At 29.3% G+C, this 15095-nt stretch carries 12 protein-coding genes; 5 read left to right on the top strand and 7 right to left on the bottom strand.

Annotated features, from left to right (window positions below):
* Nucleotides 1–87: 87 nt before the first annotated feature.
* Genes mnmG through ACTG3V_RS03965 form a run of 3 tightly spaced genes read right to left on the bottom strand, consistent with a single transcriptional unit; the run spans nt 88 to nt 5781 of the window.
* Nucleotides 88–1965, bottom strand: coding sequence for a tRNA uridine-5-carboxymethylaminomethyl(34) synthesis enzyme MnmG (mnmG, locus tag ACTG3V_RS03975; RefSeq protein WP_439130839.1), 1878 nt, complete (start codon nt 1963–1965; stop codon nt 88–90).
* A 36-nt stretch (nt 1966–2001) separates the two neighbouring features.
* Nucleotides 2002–2415, bottom strand: a complete 414-nt coding sequence (gene ybeY / locus ACTG3V_RS03970) for an rRNA maturation RNase YbeY (protein WP_439130838.1) — start codon at nt 2413–2415, stop codon at nt 2002–2004.
* Nucleotides 2416–5781, bottom strand: a complete 3366-nt coding sequence (locus ACTG3V_RS03965; RefSeq protein WP_439130837.1) for a DUF4175 family protein — start codon at nt 5779–5781, stop codon at nt 2416–2418.
* 110 nt (nt 5782–5891) lie between these two features.
* Between ACTG3V_RS03965 and ACTG3V_RS03960 the strand changes: the two genes are divergently transcribed.
* From ACTG3V_RS03960 to ACTG3V_RS03940, 5 genes are all read left to right on the top strand, one after another.
* Complete coding sequence (locus ACTG3V_RS03960) at nt 5892–6734, top strand: transporter (RefSeq protein ID WP_439130836.1); 843 nt, start codon at nt 5892–5894, stop codon at nt 6732–6734.
* A 163-nt stretch (nt 6735–6897) separates the two neighbouring features.
* Nucleotides 6898–8418, top strand: a complete 1521-nt coding sequence (gltX, locus tag ACTG3V_RS03955; RefSeq protein ID WP_439130861.1) for a glutamate--tRNA ligase — start codon at nt 6898–6900, stop codon at nt 8416–8418.
* 4 nt (nt 8419–8422) lie between these two features.
* Nucleotides 8423–8974, top strand: a complete 552-nt coding sequence (locus tag ACTG3V_RS03950; protein ID WP_439130835.1) for a hypothetical protein — start codon at nt 8423–8425, stop codon at nt 8972–8974.
* A gap of 137 nt (nt 8975–9111) precedes the next feature.
* Nucleotides 9112–10032 (top strand): SPFH domain-containing protein, encoded by a 921-nt coding sequence (locus tag ACTG3V_RS03945; protein WP_439130834.1) that lies wholly within the window; start codon nt 9112–9114, stop codon nt 10030–10032.
* 137 nt (nt 10033–10169) lie between these two features.
* Nucleotides 10170–11051 (top strand): LytR/AlgR family response regulator transcription factor, encoded by an 882-nt coding sequence (locus ACTG3V_RS03940; RefSeq protein ID WP_439130833.1) that lies wholly within the window; start codon nt 10170–10172, stop codon nt 11049–11051.
* 206 nt (nt 11052–11257) lie between these two features.
* Here the strand turns inward: ACTG3V_RS03940 and ACTG3V_RS03935 are convergent, their stop codons facing one another.
* From ACTG3V_RS03935 to ACTG3V_RS03920, 4 genes are all read right to left on the bottom strand, one after another.
* The gene (locus ACTG3V_RS03935) at nt 11258–11449 is read right to left on the bottom strand and encodes a Sec-independent protein translocase subunit TatA/TatB (protein WP_439130832.1); all 192 of its coding nucleotides are present in this window, start codon (nt 11447–11449) and stop codon (nt 11258–11260) included.
* 44 nt (nt 11450–11493) lie between these two features.
* Nucleotides 11494–12183, bottom strand: coding sequence for a head GIN domain-containing protein (locus tag ACTG3V_RS03930; RefSeq protein WP_439130831.1), 690 nt, complete (start codon nt 12181–12183; stop codon nt 11494–11496).
* A 129-nt stretch (nt 12184–12312) separates the two neighbouring features.
* Nucleotides 12313–12636 carry a YbjQ family protein gene (locus ACTG3V_RS03925; protein ID WP_439130830.1) on the bottom strand — a complete coding sequence of 108 codons (324 nt, stop codon included), beginning with the start codon at nt 12634–12636 and terminating at the stop codon, nt 12313–12315.
* A gap of 137 nt (nt 12637–12773) precedes the next feature.
* Nucleotides 12774–15089, bottom strand: a complete 2316-nt coding sequence (locus ACTG3V_RS03920) for a ribonuclease R family protein (RefSeq protein ID WP_439130829.1) — start codon at nt 15087–15089, stop codon at nt 12774–12776.
* Nucleotides 15090–15095: the final 6 nt, after the last annotated feature.

Genomic DNA, 15095 nt, shown 5'->3' with positions numbered 1-15095 from the left:
TCCTGCAAAAAGCAGGAATTTAATGTTGTATTTTTTATTGATAAAATTAATTTGTTCCACGAGGAACATCTTTACTTTTTTATAAAATTATCTTCCCATATAAACCAAAAGAACAGAAATATCTGAAGGAGAAACTCCGCTAATTCTACTAGCTTGAGAAATTGATGTTGGTTGTATTTTGGTTAATTTCTCTCTTGCTTCAAAAGATAAAGATTTTACTTTTTGATAATTGAAGCTAGCAGGAATCATAACATTCTCTAATCTATTTAATTTATCTGCGTTATTTTTTTCTTTTGCGATATAACCTGAATATTTTAAATGGATTTCCGCTTGCTCAATTACTTCTTGATCAATATCGTTTTCATCTAAAAATGTACTTAATTTACGAACAGTTTTAAAATCAGAAAAACTTAATTGAGGTCTTGCAGCGATCTTAAATAATTTCATAGATTGATTCACCAAAGCCAAGTTTTTAGATTCTAATATCGGGTTTATTTCCTCTTGCTTAACACTCGTTTTTTCGAGAAAATCTATTAACAAATCTGTTTTTCTTTGCTTTTCTAAAACACGGTTCATGCGTTCTTGTGATGCCAAACCTAATTTAAAAGCTTTAGGTGTTAATCTTAAATCAGCATTATCTTGTCTTAATAGCGTTCTGTATTCTGCTCTAGACGTAAACATTCTATAAGGTTCTTCTGTACCTTTTGTAATTAAATCATCTACTAAAACACCTATATAAGCCTCATTTCTTTTTAAGATAAAGGGATCTTTTCCTTGTACTTTTAATGCTGCGTTTACACCAGCCATTAATCCTTGAGATGCAGCCTCTTCATATCCTGTAGTTCCGTTAATTTGACCAGCAAAAAATAAGTTCCTAATAAGCTTTGTTTCTAAAGAGTGCGTTAATTGTGTTGGCGGGAAATAATCATACTCAATTGCATAACCATATCTAAAAAACTTTACATTTTCAAAACCAGCAACAGCACGAATTGCTTTATCTTGAATATCTTCTGGCAATGAAGTAGAAAATCCATTTACATACATTTCACAAGTTGTCCAACCTTCTGGCTCAACGAAAATTTGATGTCTTTCTTTAGTGGCAAAACGATCAACCTTATCCTCTACAGAAGGGCAATATCTAGGTCCTGTAGATTTGATTCTACCATTAAACATTGGTGACCGATCAAAACCTTCACGCAATAAATTATGAACCTCTGGATTCGTATACGTTAACCAACACGATCTTTGTTTAGTTAAGTTGTTTGTAATTGGCAAATAAGAAAATTTTTCGGTGTTTTCATCTCCAGGTTGTTCTATCATTTTAGAATAATCTAAAGAGCGTCCATCCACTCTTGGAGGTGTTCCTGTTTTCATTCTACCAGCTTCAAAACCTTTCGCAACTAAATCTTCTGTTATACCTCTAGAAGCTCCTTCTCCTGCTCTACCTCCACCAAAACTTTTATCCCCAATATGTATCAAACCATTTAAAAAAGTACCTGCAGTTACAATTACCGTTTTCGATTTAATCTGTAAACCAAGAGCCGTTTTTACACCAATAATTGTATCGCCCTCAAACAACAAACCATTCACTGAATCTTGATAAAAGTCTAAATTTTTTGTTTGCTCAAGCATGTTTCTCCAACATTCTGCAAACTGCATTCTGTCAGATTGTGCTCTTGGACTCCACATGGCTGGTCCTTTAGATTTGTTGAGCATTTTAAACTGAATAGCAGTTTTATCTGTTACTATACCACTATAACCACCAAGCGCATCAATTTCTCTTACAATTTGCCCTTTAGCAATTCCACCCATAGCAGGGTTACAACTCATCTGAGCAATATTTTGCAAATTCATTGTTATTAGTAAAGTATGTGCACCCATATTTGCAGCAGCTGCAGCAGCTTCACTACCAGCATGACCACCACCTACTACAATTACGTCAAAGTTTGTTGAAATAAGACTCATATTATAAACGTTCCACGTGAAACTATTTTATTTAATTTAACCATTTAAAGATTGTAAGGCATTGTTTTCTGCTTGTCTCATCTTAAGTTTTTCTTCAACAGATTTATCTTTATAACCCATATAATGAAGAATACCGTGAATCATAACTCGATGTAATTCTTCTTTAAAAGGTGTATGATAATCATTTGCATTTTCCTCAACTCTCTCTATAGATATAAAGATGTCACCAGATAATAATTTACCAATAGAATTATCAAAACTAATGATATCAGTTAAGGTATCGTGTTGCAAAAACTCAACATTCAACTTATGCAAATAGACATCGTCACAAAAAATATAATTGATTTCTCCAAGCTCGAAACCATTATTGTAAACCAGCTGTTCTATCCAATTTTCAAGTTGGTTTTCATTACTTAATTTAAAATCTGTTTCATAATTAAACTCAATCATTTAATCTATTTTTTTATCAGAAAAATAAAGTCTAACCTTATCTTTATAATTTTGCTGCAAAGGTAAGGATTGTCTATTTAATATTTCAATTTGATTATAAAACTGCTTCTTAAATTGTATCGTCTTTGCTTTATTTCTTTGATTGACTTTTTGGTTTGCTATAGATTTACGCTTTTTATCTTTACCTTGTTCTAAAGCTGCCTTTTCAAGTTTAAGGAGCTCGTAATTTAAGTTTTGCATTTTTTGAAACGTTCCTGAATTAAACCCTTTTTCTAAAATTTCATTTTCCAACTCCTCCATGGTTTTTAATGCTTTCTTAGCATTTCCTTTTCCGCCAGCATTTCCATTTTCTCCTTCCTTAATTGCGTTTTGTAATTCTTGTCTTAATTGAGATTGTTGTTTAAATATCTCATACAATTCACCATCTAAATCATTAGAGCCTTCTGAGTTACCTCCTTGTTTCCCATTCTTACCAGATTTTCCACCTTTACCGTTTTTACCTTTATCTCCTGACTTACCTTGTTCTCCAGCTTTTTTTCCTTCTTTGCCTTCTCCTTGTTTATCTCCTTTTTGCATACCATCTTTCATCTTTTTAGATAAGCCTTGTTGCTTTTTAATCAAATCTGGCAGACTGAAACCTTGACCTTTTCCTATCTTACCTTCACCACTTTGCATTGACATACTATTTTGCATATTGTTTAAAATAGTACTTAAATAATCTGCCAAATTATTGCTTGCAGTCATTACATATCGTTGATTAGATATACCGTTATTAAATCTATTCTCTGAAAAGTTTTCCAAAGATTGATCTAAATTATAATGTGCTGAAGACAAATCATCTTGAATCTTAGTAGAAATTTTTGGTAAACGCATAGCCAAAACATATAAGCTATCATCTATATGTTCAAAATACGTTTTTATTTGATTTTGATGTTTAAGATCTTTACCAAAGTCTGGATGTGATGTAGACGTTTCAGAAAACTTATTCATCAACTGTTCTTGTTCAAAAGAAAATAGCACTAAATTTTCTAAAATTTTACGTAAATCATCTATATTTTCTTCTAAAGATTCTCCTTGCATTTGCATCATTTGTGCTTGCATTTTAGCACTCATCTCTTTCATTTTTTTAGAAGATTCCTTTTGACTCTGTTTTGCTTTTTGACTTTGTTGTTTTTTTAAGTTTTCTTCAGCTTCATTCAGGACTTTATCTATGTCATCTTTTTCGTTTTCCACATCAGGCAACTCCATTGGTTCTTTTAATTTTTCATTATCACCTTCTAATTCACCTAACTCCTTTTTGATATCTTGAAAAGCCTTACTAATTTCTTTTTGAGCTCCTAAACTGTCCTCTTTAGTCTTTATTAAGTCAGCTTGCTTTTTCGATAATTCTTCAATTTTGTTCGCAATTTGCATTGCCTTTTGTTCAACATAAAAACGTTTTACCATTTCTAAGGTCTTTTCTAAACTACGCTGCTGTTGTTTGTTTTGCTGTGCTAACTCCTTTGCCTTATGTACTAAATCTTCCTTATTTAATTTAGCTGCCATTTTCTGAATTTCATCCAATAGCTTTTGTTGTTTATCAAGTTTTTTTAACTCTTTAATGCGTTCTTTTAAATCCTCCTTTTTTTCTTTTAATGATTTGTCTTCGTCCTTTATTTCATCAAGATTTTCTTGCAGTTGATCAGTTTGTCTTTGCATCATTTGTTTATACTGCTCTTGACGTTTTATAAAGCTCTCCACTTTCTTTTGATCATTCCAATTAATACTTTTTTTATTCTGAAGATCTCGTTGAATATTTTCTAAATTTTCTTGTTGTTGTTTTTGTTTTTGAATTGAATTCTCTATATCATTGATAGTGTTACGTTGTTCTTGTAATAACTCCTCCTCTATTTCATCATCAGTTTTTTGACGATACTTAAAAACAGCACTTTTTGACTTTTTATTTCCGTTAACTCCATCATTATCAAATACTTCGAAATACAATTCGTAATTTGATCCAGTTGCAAGATTCAATCCATTAGGGAATTGATAGAAAAAAGTTTGAATGTTCTCTTTATTTATTTGAATATCAATACGTTGTGTTCTATTTGGATCATCTTCTTTGTAATATGCCAATTGTAACTTTTCTAAACCATAATCGTCAGAAATTTGTCCAGCGAATTGGGCTGTACCACGTAAAATACTATCAATATTAGATGAAACTGAAATCGTAGGAAATTCATCTTTTATAACATCAACTGAAAATTGTAGAGATTCATAATCTTGTAAATTTTGATTTGAAGATGAAATCTGATAGTTTAAGCCACTAACAATTTTTTTTGAATACTCAAATTTTGCATCTGATAGCTTATCAAAATATACCCTTTTATTTTTATTAATAAATGACAATGAATCTGTTTGGTTAGTGGTAGCTTTCCAAGTAATCTTTGTGCCTTCAGGTACAATTAAATTTCCTGAATTTTGAAGGGTCTCGCCTTTTCTTCTTAAATATTTTGGATAATTTATATCTAATACGATATTAGTAATAGTTGGTGTACCAATTAATTTAACTCGGTAATTTTGAGATTGAATACCATTTGCCTCGATATAAAAGTCAATAGGTTCTTGCACATCAGAAAAAGTGTATAAAAAAGAACCATTTCCATTATTTTCTAAAAAATACTCTTGTCCATCAAATATGATTTTTGCTTCATCAGGAATTACATCGCCCACGGATTTAACATCAATTGTAATAGTATTTCCTTGAATAACTTGTAAATTTTGATTTGCTAATACAAAAGAAAAAGGTGCAGGAGGATTATAAGCTGTTCTATAATTTACAACACGTTCAAAACTGTCTGTAAAAAAACTAGTGTGACCTGTAAGTAATACAATAAACCAAATAACAAATGGTATAAATGCATATTTTAAATAGGAAATATTTTTTTTAAAATCAATTGCCTTTACAAAAGGGATGGGTTGTAATTCTAATGATTTTTGATTAATACTTGCTAAAATTAAATCAGACTGATTTCCGTTTTCTTTTAATTGTAAAACATTAAGTAACTTATCCCCTACTTCTGGAAAATGAGTTCCGATAATTTTTGAAGATTCAACAAATGAAATTCCCTTTCTGAAACCAATTAGTTTAAAAATTGGAAACGCTATAAATTTAAATAACAAAAAAACCTCAACTCCAATAAAAAACCAAAACAAAAAAGTTCTTGCTGTAGGTTTTAACCATAGAAAATATTCTAAAAACAACGTGAAGAATAAATACAAAATACCTAATGAAAAGAATAAAATAGATCCTTTTATTAATTCGTTTGTGTAATACTTTCTGGTAAACTGATGTAGTTTATTTTGTATGTTTTCGAAATCATTCATAATCAACTAATAAAAATACATCTTTTAAAAATAGCATCAACAAAATAATTGTTAAAACCTTTTGTAAGTAATTTAGCATTACAACCACTAAGGATTTATAAATGATAAAAATGAAGAATTTAATCCAACTTTTTACTTTAGTCGTAACAATCTCTACTTTTTCTCAAAGTCCTTGGACACAACAAAAAGGTAAGGCATATACACAACTTTCTTATACTACTATTGCTAATTATGATGCCATTTTTAGCGATTCAAATCAAAATATTTTCGGAACTTTTTCTGATAATACAGTTCAATTATATAGTGAATATGGTTTATCTGATAAAACCTCATTACTCATAAACCTTCCATTTAAATCAATTACAGTAGCAGATTTTGAAGATCCTAGAATAGATTGTGCAGGTGATTGTGGCAAAGATTATAGTAACAATAATTTTGGAAACATTTCTGTTGGTTTAAAGCATAACTTTTATAACAAAAATTGGTTACTTTCTGGACAATTGTTAGTTGAAGCCAATACAGGTTCTTATGATGCTATTTCAGGAATTAGAACAGGTTATGATGCTTGGTCTTTTACACCACTTTTTTTAGTTGGTAGAGGATTTGGGAAGACCTATTTACAAGGTTTTATAGGTGCAGATATTAAAACTAACAATTACAGTGCTAACGTTAAAATTGGTGGTGAAATTGGTAGAAAAATTGGTACAAAAATATGGTTAATTGGTTTTCTAGATATTTCTAAATCTTTAGAAAATGGAAAAGTTGAATTACCAGTACAACAAACATTTACTAGTTTATACGTAAACGATCAAGAATATGGTTCATTTGGACTTAAAGGTATTGGAGAAATCAGTAGAAATTTTGGAATTACAGCCGGATTTGGTGGTGCATTTTTTGGAAACAATGTTGCCAAAAAAGCTGCTTTAACATTTGGAGTTTATCAAAAATTTTAAGTAAAAAACCAAAAATATATTATCTTCAAAAAGCCTTTTTTAAAGGCTTTTTTTTATGCTTATAGAAAAGTATCTTTGCTACACAAAAAAATCACCTTATTTAATCTTAAGGTAAACTATAAATGTCTTTCCTGTAAAAATGGGAATCAAAATCAAAAGAAAAATGGAATCTAATGTTCGTGTTCGTTTTGCACCAAGTCCAACAGGACCTTTACATATTGGCGGTGTAAGAACTGCCTTATATAACTATTTATTTGCAAAAAAACATAAAGGAACTTTTATTTTAAGAATAGAAGATACAGACCAAACACGTTATGTTGCAAATGCTGAACAATATATTATTGATGCTTTACATTGGTGCAATATTCCATTTGATGAAGGACCACAAAAAAATGAAAAATTTGGCCCATACAAACAATCAGAGCGTAAACATTTGTACAAAAAATATGCAGATATTCTTTTAGAGAAAGGTTGGGCATATTATGCATTTGATACTGCAGAACAATTAGATGCACATAGAAAAGGCCATGAAATAGAAGGTAAAACATTTATTTACAACTGGCATAATCGCGAAAAAGGACGATTGGTAAACTCTTTGGTTTTATCTGATGATGAAGTTCAGCAAAGAATACATTCTGGAGATAAATATGTAATCCGTTTTAAAAGTCCACAACATGAAACTTTAATTTTAGAAGATGAAATTCGTGGAACTATTAAAATTGATACGAATACGTTAGATGATAAAATTTTATTTAAAAGTGATGGCATGCCAACCTATCATTTAGCAAACATTGTAGACGACCATTTAATGGAAATCTCTCATGTAATTCGTGGGGAAGAATGGTTGCCTTCTTTCCCACTCCACTCACTTTTATATACAGCTTTTGGCTGGAAATCTCCAAAATTTGCCCATTTACCTTTAATTTTAAAACCAGTTGGTAAAGGAAAATTGAGTAAACGTGATGGAGATAAATTAGGTTTTCCAGTATTTCCTTTAGCGTATACGAATGAAATAACAGGTGATGTTTCACGTGGTTATAAAGAAGATGGATATTTTAGCGATGCTTTTATAAATATGTTAGCTTTTTTAGGATGGAATCCTGGAACAGAACAAGAAATATTTTTATTAGAGGAATTGGTTCAAGAATTTGATTTAAAACGAGTATCGAAATCTGGGGCAAAATTTAATCCTGATAAAACAAAATGGTTCCAACAGCAGTATATGCAAACAAAATCTGACGAAGAATTAACAGATTTATTTCTACCTATATTAGCCGAAAAAGGAATTACAAGTGAAAAAAGTTATGTTAAACAAGTAGTCTCATCCATAAAAGAAAGAGCTATTTTTGTTGATGATTTTTTTGGTTTATCATCGTTCTTTTTTGTTACTCCAACAACCTATGATCCAAAAAATGTAAAGAAAAACTGGAAACAAGAAACTCCAGAATTAATGCAAGAATTAGTTGTTGTCATTGCATCAATTGAAGATTTTTCATCAACAAATACAGAAAAAATTATCAAAGAATGGATTTCTGGCAAAGAAATTGGTTTTGGTAAAGTAATGCAACCTTTACGTTTAAGTTTAGTAGGTAAATTAGCGGGTCCTCATCTATTTGATATTATTGCCATGATTGGTAAAAAAGAAACGATACACAGAATTGAAAACGCCATTAAAAACATTTAAAATTATGAAAAATTATATTTTTTTACTTTTTGTTTTAACAAGCTCTTTGGTGCATAGTCAATTTGGTGGTATGAGAAATCAACGCCAAAGACAAATGCAAATGCCACAAACCCAACAAAAAGCTCCGGAACCTAATTTTCAAATAGAAAAATATATAGGAATTGTTATTTATGACATTGAAAAAGCAATGAAAAAATCAAGCATAAAACCTTCCTCTAAAATTGGTAAAGATTTCTCTTACATCCTAAAAAAATACAACAGAAAAATTAGTGATATTAGTAGAATAAATAGCTTTACTTTAAAGAGTACTAAAGAAATGGTAGAAAATTTTCAAAAAAATGTTCAAAAAACTGGTGACTTTTCTAACAAAGCTAAAATCGATAAACAGATGATGGAAAATTTAAAGCCAATAACGGAAACACTTAAAAAAGAAGATATTGCTTTAGATAAAAAGATTAGAACTTTACTCTCTAAAAAACAATATAAAAAATGGATAAAGTATAATAAAAGACTGTATAAGGTTTTTCCTGATCCAGAATTAATAGATCAAGAATAAGTTTTAAAAACCGAGTATTCATTGCTCGGTTTTTTTATGCCATATTGTAACATTTTATAAAAAAAACGTCCTATTTATGTACCTCTTGAAATTCACTATCTTTACAAGAGATCAATTATAAACCCTAAAAACAAAATATGAATCCTACTTTTATTATTTTTTTAGTACTTGGTGCAGTTATCCTTTTTGCTGCATTTTTTATGGTAAAACAACAAACTGCAGCCATAGTTGAACGATTTGGCAGATTTCAAAGTATTCGACATTCTGGTTTGCAAATGAAAATTCCTTTAGTGGATAGAATTGCTGGTAAACTAAGTTTAAAAATTCAGCAATTAGATGTAATTATAGAAACAAAAACCTTAGATGATGTATTTGTAAAGTTAAAAGTTTCTGTACAATACAAAGTAATTACAGAGAAGGTGTATGATGCCTTTTATAAGTTAGATTATCCTCATGATCAAATTACGTCATTTGTTTTTGATGTGGTAAGAGCTGAAGTTCCAAAAATGAAATTAGATGATGTTTTTGTAAAAAAAGACGATATTGCCATAGCTGTAAAAAGAGAATTACAAGAATATATGACAGAATATGGATATGATATTATTAAAACTTTAGTTACTGATATTGATCCAGATGCCCAAGTAAAAGCTGCTATGAATAGAATTAATGCAGCAGATAGAGAAAAAACTGCTGCTCAATTTGAAGGTGATGCACAACGTATTTTAATTGTAGAACGTGCTAAAGCTGAAGCAGAAAGTAAACGTTTACAAGGGCAAGGTATTGCAGATCAAAGACGCGAAATTGCACGTGGTTTAGAAGAATCTGTAGAAGTTTTAAACAAAGTTGGTATTAATAGCCAAGAAGCTTCAGCGCTAATTGTGGTTACACAACATTATGACACCTTACAATCTATTGGCCAAGAAACCAATAGTAACTTAATTTTATTACCAAATTCTCCACAAGCTGGTAGCCAAATGCTAAACGATATGGTTGCAAGTTTTACAGCAAGTAATCAAATTGGTGAAGCTATGAAAAATGCAAAATCTAAAAAAGAGTAAATAAAAAGTTTTAAGTATTTTATAAATCTTCTTTTGTTATCAATAGTAAACCTGAGGCAAAAGAAGATTTACGATTTCTATCAAAAATTATTTAAAGCAATATATAGTTTATTGAATTTTATTAATTTTAAAAGGGTATGAAAAAAAAAGTATTAGCTTGGTTTAATACGCCTTATTATTTTAATCCATCTCTTAGTTTTAAATTTAAAACGAGTGTTATTTTTGGATTTTCTGTTTTTATTTTTTTGTACGTTTTTAAACCCTTTTCTTTATCTTTATTTGGTAATTATTTTTTACAGTACACAGCTGCTATAGGAATTTTTACTTTTTTAGGTTCTTTTTTTATGTTATCTATTCCACCATTAATTTTTCCTGATTTTTTTAATGAGGATAAGTGGACGATTGGTAAGAATACACTTTACTTATTTTTAGCAACTTTTTTAATTGGATATCTTTTGTGGTATGCTTCAAACCTCTACAAAGATGGTAAAGAATTACCTGTTGTAGGCTTACCCCTTTTTTTAACCTATACATTTTTAGTTGGAACGATTCCAATTTTTTTCTCAGTATATTTAAATGAAAGAAATTTAAGAAGAAATAGAGTAAAAAAGATTGAAGAAATTAAGCTGTTTAGAACAAAAAAGGAAATAGAATACAAAAAGGCTTTAAAAAATGATATCACCATTTATTCTGATAATAAAAAAGAAAAGCTTCACTTTAATATAAACGATTTAGTTTATGCTACTTCTCAAGGTAATTATGTTAGTTTCTTTTTAAAAGATGAAAAGAAACACTTAAAAGAAAAAATTTTAAGAGTTACTTTATCTAAAATAGATAAAGAGTTAGAACCGTATTCTAAAATAATACGTTGCCATAAATCTTATATTATCAATACAATTTTTGTAAATGATATTAGTGGTAATGCAAGAGGATATTTGTTAAAATCTGATATTATTTCTTTTGATATTCCTGTTTCAAGAAGTTTTAGCAAGCAATCTTTAATGAGTTTTTTAGATTAAAAACCTTCCCATTTGTCCCAAAAAAGACAAAAACCTTCCCATTTGCAACATTTTAAGTCTTTTTAAATAATAGGATTATAAATTAATAAAATAATAATTATATTTGTACCTCATTAAATTAAAATATTGGGGGATTTTTTAATTTTAAACAAAAAGCTCTGTTTGCGTTGCAAACAGAGCTTTAAATTTATACTTAACTTTTAGTTTTATTTCTTCTCTTCTAACTTTTCTTCGTTTTCTTCTTTAGAAGCCTTTTTAAACTCTTTAATACCACCTCCTAAACCTTTCATTAACTCTGGTATTTTTTTACCACCAAATAGCAATAAAATAGCTATCGCAATAATTAACCACGATCCTCCACTTGGCATTCCTAATAAAAATATATTTAAAGTATTCATTTGTTCTAAAATTTAATAGTACAAAGATATAAAAAAGGATTGTATTAATCTCTTTTTTGAATGATACCTCCTACTACTTTCTTGTCTTTTAACACTTCAGGGTTTCCTTTGTAAAAAATTGATCCTCCAAAACTTACTTTTGCATTTAAGGTTTCGCCTGCTAAAATTTCTGCTTTGGCACCTGTACCTGCTTTTACTGTAGAATTATTTTTAGCTTTTAAATCAAAACCATTATAAATTCCATACAAATCTACATCCACATTTTGGTTTTTTACATTACCAGATAATTTTATAATTCCTCCAGAAATAGCCTTAACTTCTAAATGTTTTACATTTACTACCATATTTATAAACGCTCGTTCTTGAGATTTTACTTCTAATTTATCTTGCTTAATCTCTTTACCTGTAATGGTTGCGCCTTCATTACCATCAATTACAGCTATAGTATTTTTGTAATATAATTTTACCAAAACTTCTCCATTCGCCAGATTATTTTCTGGTTTTAAAGAAAAGGGCAACGAAATTTTTAAAGTATTATCTACATTTTTAATTTTTACAATTTCAGATTTTTTTCCTGTAATTTCTAGCTTTTGTTCGGTAGATTTTATCAACTCTAACTCAATACCATTATAAACTTTTAAAATAGAAAAATCACCTAAATTTTTGGTAACTTTACTTTGAGACATAACCGTTAAACTACTAAATAATAGAAATAGGTAAATTATTTTTTTCATCATTTTTTTGGTTTAATTGTATACTTTAATCAAAAAGTATACCACTATAAAGCTTTTTTGTTGATTTTATTGTAACAAATATGAAAAATTAACAGCAAAAAGAATAAAAATATCAACTAAAATTTACAACTAAGCTACTTTAACAGCTGTACCTGTAATAGAGACTAATAACGTTGTCGAATTTGCCAAAGGTTCTACATCTATTTGAATACCAACTACAGCATTTGCCCCTAATTTTGTAGCATTATCTTTTAAATTTTGAAAGGCATTTTCTTTAATGCTTTCTAATCCTAGTGTATACATTTCTTTATATTTCGTCATGCTAAACATATCTTTAAAAGACATTTTTCTTCCATTAGAAGAATAACTAGAATCGTAAGCTGTACCTGTAACAATACCTAAATAATCTACTATTTTAAAACCTTCTATATTGTTTGTTGTAGTTAAAATCATTTTTTAATTTTTTTTAATATGATGTTTTTTTGAGCCAAATGAGATGAAATCGAAAAATCTTTAACAGAAATTAGATTTCTCTACAAAATCCAAATAATAGCTAAAATCATTAAAAAGATTCTGAAATAAATTTAAGATTAGTCTTCAATTAAATTAAAATCTAAATGTTTACGTTCTAAATCGGTCTTTTTTACTTGTACTTTTACATTATCTCCTAACTGATACATTTGTTTGGTAGATTGCCCAACTACTGCATACTGCTCTTCATCAAAAATATAATAATCACTTTTAATATCTCTGATACGTACCATTCCTTCACATTTATTTTTGGTAATTTCTACATAAACTCCCCATTCAGTAACACCAGTAATTACGCCATCAAACACTTCATTTTTATGATCTTGCATGTATTTTACTTGCATGTATTTAATAGAATCTCGTTCTGCTTTGCTGGCTAATTCTTCGCGTTTTGAAGAATGTTTACACTTTTCTTCATAAATATCTTGTTTTGCGCTATTTCCGCCATCTAAATAATGTTGCAGTAATCTATGTGTCATTACATCTGGATAACGTCTTATAGGTGATGTAAAATGGCTGTAATACTCGAAAGCTAATCCATAGTGACCAATATTTTGAGTAGTATATACTGCTTTAGACATTGTTCTAATGGTTAAAGTCTCAATCATATTCGATTCTGCTTTTCCATGCACATCACTCAACAATTGGTTTAAAGAATCTGAAGTAGATTCTCTTGTATTCGTATCAATTTTATATCCAAATTTACTGATGATGTTTTGTAAAGACGCTAACTTTTCAACATCAGGTTCATCATGCACTCTGTATACAAAAGTTTTATTAGATGGCTTCCCTCCTTTTGCTTTTCCAATAAATTCTGCTACTTTTCTATTAGCAAGTAACATAAATTCTTCTATTAATTTATTAGCATCCTTGGCTTCTTTAAAATATACACCAACAGGATTTGCTTCTTCATCTAAATTAAACTTCACCTCTACTCTATCAAAAGAAATAGCACCTTGTTTCATGCGCTTTTTTCGTAAGATTTTAGCCAGTTCATCTAATTTTAAAGTAGCTTCAACAATAGCATTATCCACAGTATATTCTTGACCTGTTAAAGAAACATTTGATGGGATTTTATTATTGTAATTGTTGTTTTTATGAGATTTCTCGATACTAATTTTCTCATCCTTCGAAAATTCACTCGAAATGACAGATTCGTCTTTTTTCTTGTTTCCTAATTCTTGATTCTGTTTTCTATTACTATCAATCAGAGCTTGTGCTTCTTCATACGCAAAACGTTTGTCTGAATACGTTACTGTTCTCCCAAACCATTGATTAATAATTTGCGCTTTTTCATTGATTTCAAAAACCGCAGAAAATGTCAGTTTTTCTTCATTAGGCCTTAATGAACAAACTCCATTACTTAACATTTCTGGTAACATAGGTACTACTCTATCTACTAAATAAACCGATGTTGCTCTTTCATAAGCCTCATGATCTAAAATGGTTTTTGGTTGTACGTAATGCGAAACATCTGCAATATGAATTCCTATTTCATAATTTCCGTTCTCTAATTTTTTAAAAGACAAAGCATCATCAAAATCTTTAGCATCTTTTGGATCAATCGTAAAGGTTAAATCACCTCTCATATCTCTACGTTTGGCAATTTCTTCTTTTGTAATTTCTATTGGTAATGTTGATGCTTCCTCCTCCACTTCTGTTGGAAATTCGTAAGGCAAATCATACTCTAATAAAATAGAATGCATTTCTGTATTATGATCTCCTGGTTTCCCTAAAACTTTGGTTATTTTTCCAAACGGATTTTTAGATTTCTCTGGCCAATCTATAATCGTTGCTTGCACTTTGTCTCCATGTTCAGCACCATTCATTTTGTTTTGTGATATAAAAATATCAGCATACATTTTATTGCTATCTGGTAATACAAACCCAAAATTTTTACTCATTTGCAAAACACCTACAAACTCCTTTTTGGCACGTTCAACAACTTCTACAACATCGGCCTCTTGTTTATTAGATGTTCTTTTTTTATAAACATAAGCTCTTACAATATCACCCTGTAAACCTTTACCAAGATTAATATTGGGTATAAAAATGTCGTGCTCATAATCATCAGAAATAAAATATCCATTTCCATTAGAGGTAATGTCTAAAGTTCCTAAAGAATACTTTCTGTCTTCATTTATTTGAAACTTACCTCTATCTACTTCTTTAATTTTTTTAGTAGCTGTTAACTCTGCTAACTTCTTTAAAACTTGTGTTTTACCATCGGTATCTGCGATACCTAATTTACCAGCAATTTGTTTATAATTGTAAAATTTATCGCTGTTTTCATTTAAAATTTTAAATATATTTCTTGTTAAGTCTTTAATAACTTTACCTTTCTTTTTATATATTTTTTTCTTTTTTCTTGTCATTAATTC

Origin of the sequence: Polaribacter sp., assembly GCF_965660385.1 — a bacterium.
GTDB lineage: Bacteria > Bacteroidota > Bacteroidia > Flavobacteriales > Flavobacteriaceae > Polaribacter.
The sequence above is the reverse complement of the archived record's forward strand: the minus strand, read 5'-3'. Positions and strand labels throughout refer to the sequence as shown.

Coding starts and splice junctions, on each gene's coding strand:
- mnmG (WP_439130839.1), bottom strand. CDS start 1,965: ATGAGTCTTATTTCAACAAACTTTGACGTAATTGTAGTAGGTGGTGGT.
- ybeY (WP_439130838.1), bottom strand. CDS start 2,415: ATGATTGAGTTTAATTATGAAACAGATTTTAAATTAAGTAATGAAAAC.
- ACTG3V_RS03965 (WP_439130837.1), bottom strand. CDS start 5,781: ATGAATGATTTCGAAAACATACAAAATAAACTACATCAGTTTACCAGA.
- ACTG3V_RS03960 (WP_439130836.1), top strand. CDS start 5,892: ATGAAGAATTTAATCCAACTTTTTACTTTAGTCGTAACAATCTCTACT.
- gltX (WP_439130861.1), top strand. CDS start 6,898: ATGGAATCTAATGTTCGTGTTCGTTTTGCACCAAGTCCAACAGGACCT.
- ACTG3V_RS03950 (WP_439130835.1), top strand. CDS start 8,423: ATGAAAAATTATATTTTTTTACTTTTTGTTTTAACAAGCTCTTTGGTG.
- ACTG3V_RS03945 (WP_439130834.1), top strand. CDS start 9,112: ATGAATCCTACTTTTATTATTTTTTTAGTACTTGGTGCAGTTATCCTT.
- ACTG3V_RS03940 (WP_439130833.1), top strand. CDS start 10,170: ATGAAAAAAAAAGTATTAGCTTGGTTTAATACGCCTTATTATTTTAAT.
- ACTG3V_RS03935 (WP_439130832.1), bottom strand. CDS start 11,449: ATGAATACTTTAAATATATTTTTATTAGGAATGCCAAGTGGAGGATCG.
- ACTG3V_RS03930 (WP_439130831.1), bottom strand. CDS start 12,183: ATGAAAAAAATAATTTACCTATTTCTATTATTTAGTAGTTTAACGGTT.
- ACTG3V_RS03925 (WP_439130830.1), bottom strand. CDS start 12,636: ATGATTTTAACTACAACAAACAATATAGAAGGTTTTAAAATAGTAGAT.
- ACTG3V_RS03920 (WP_439130829.1), bottom strand. CDS start 15,089: ATGACAAGAAAAAAGAAAAAAATATATAAAAAGAAAGGTAAAGTTATT.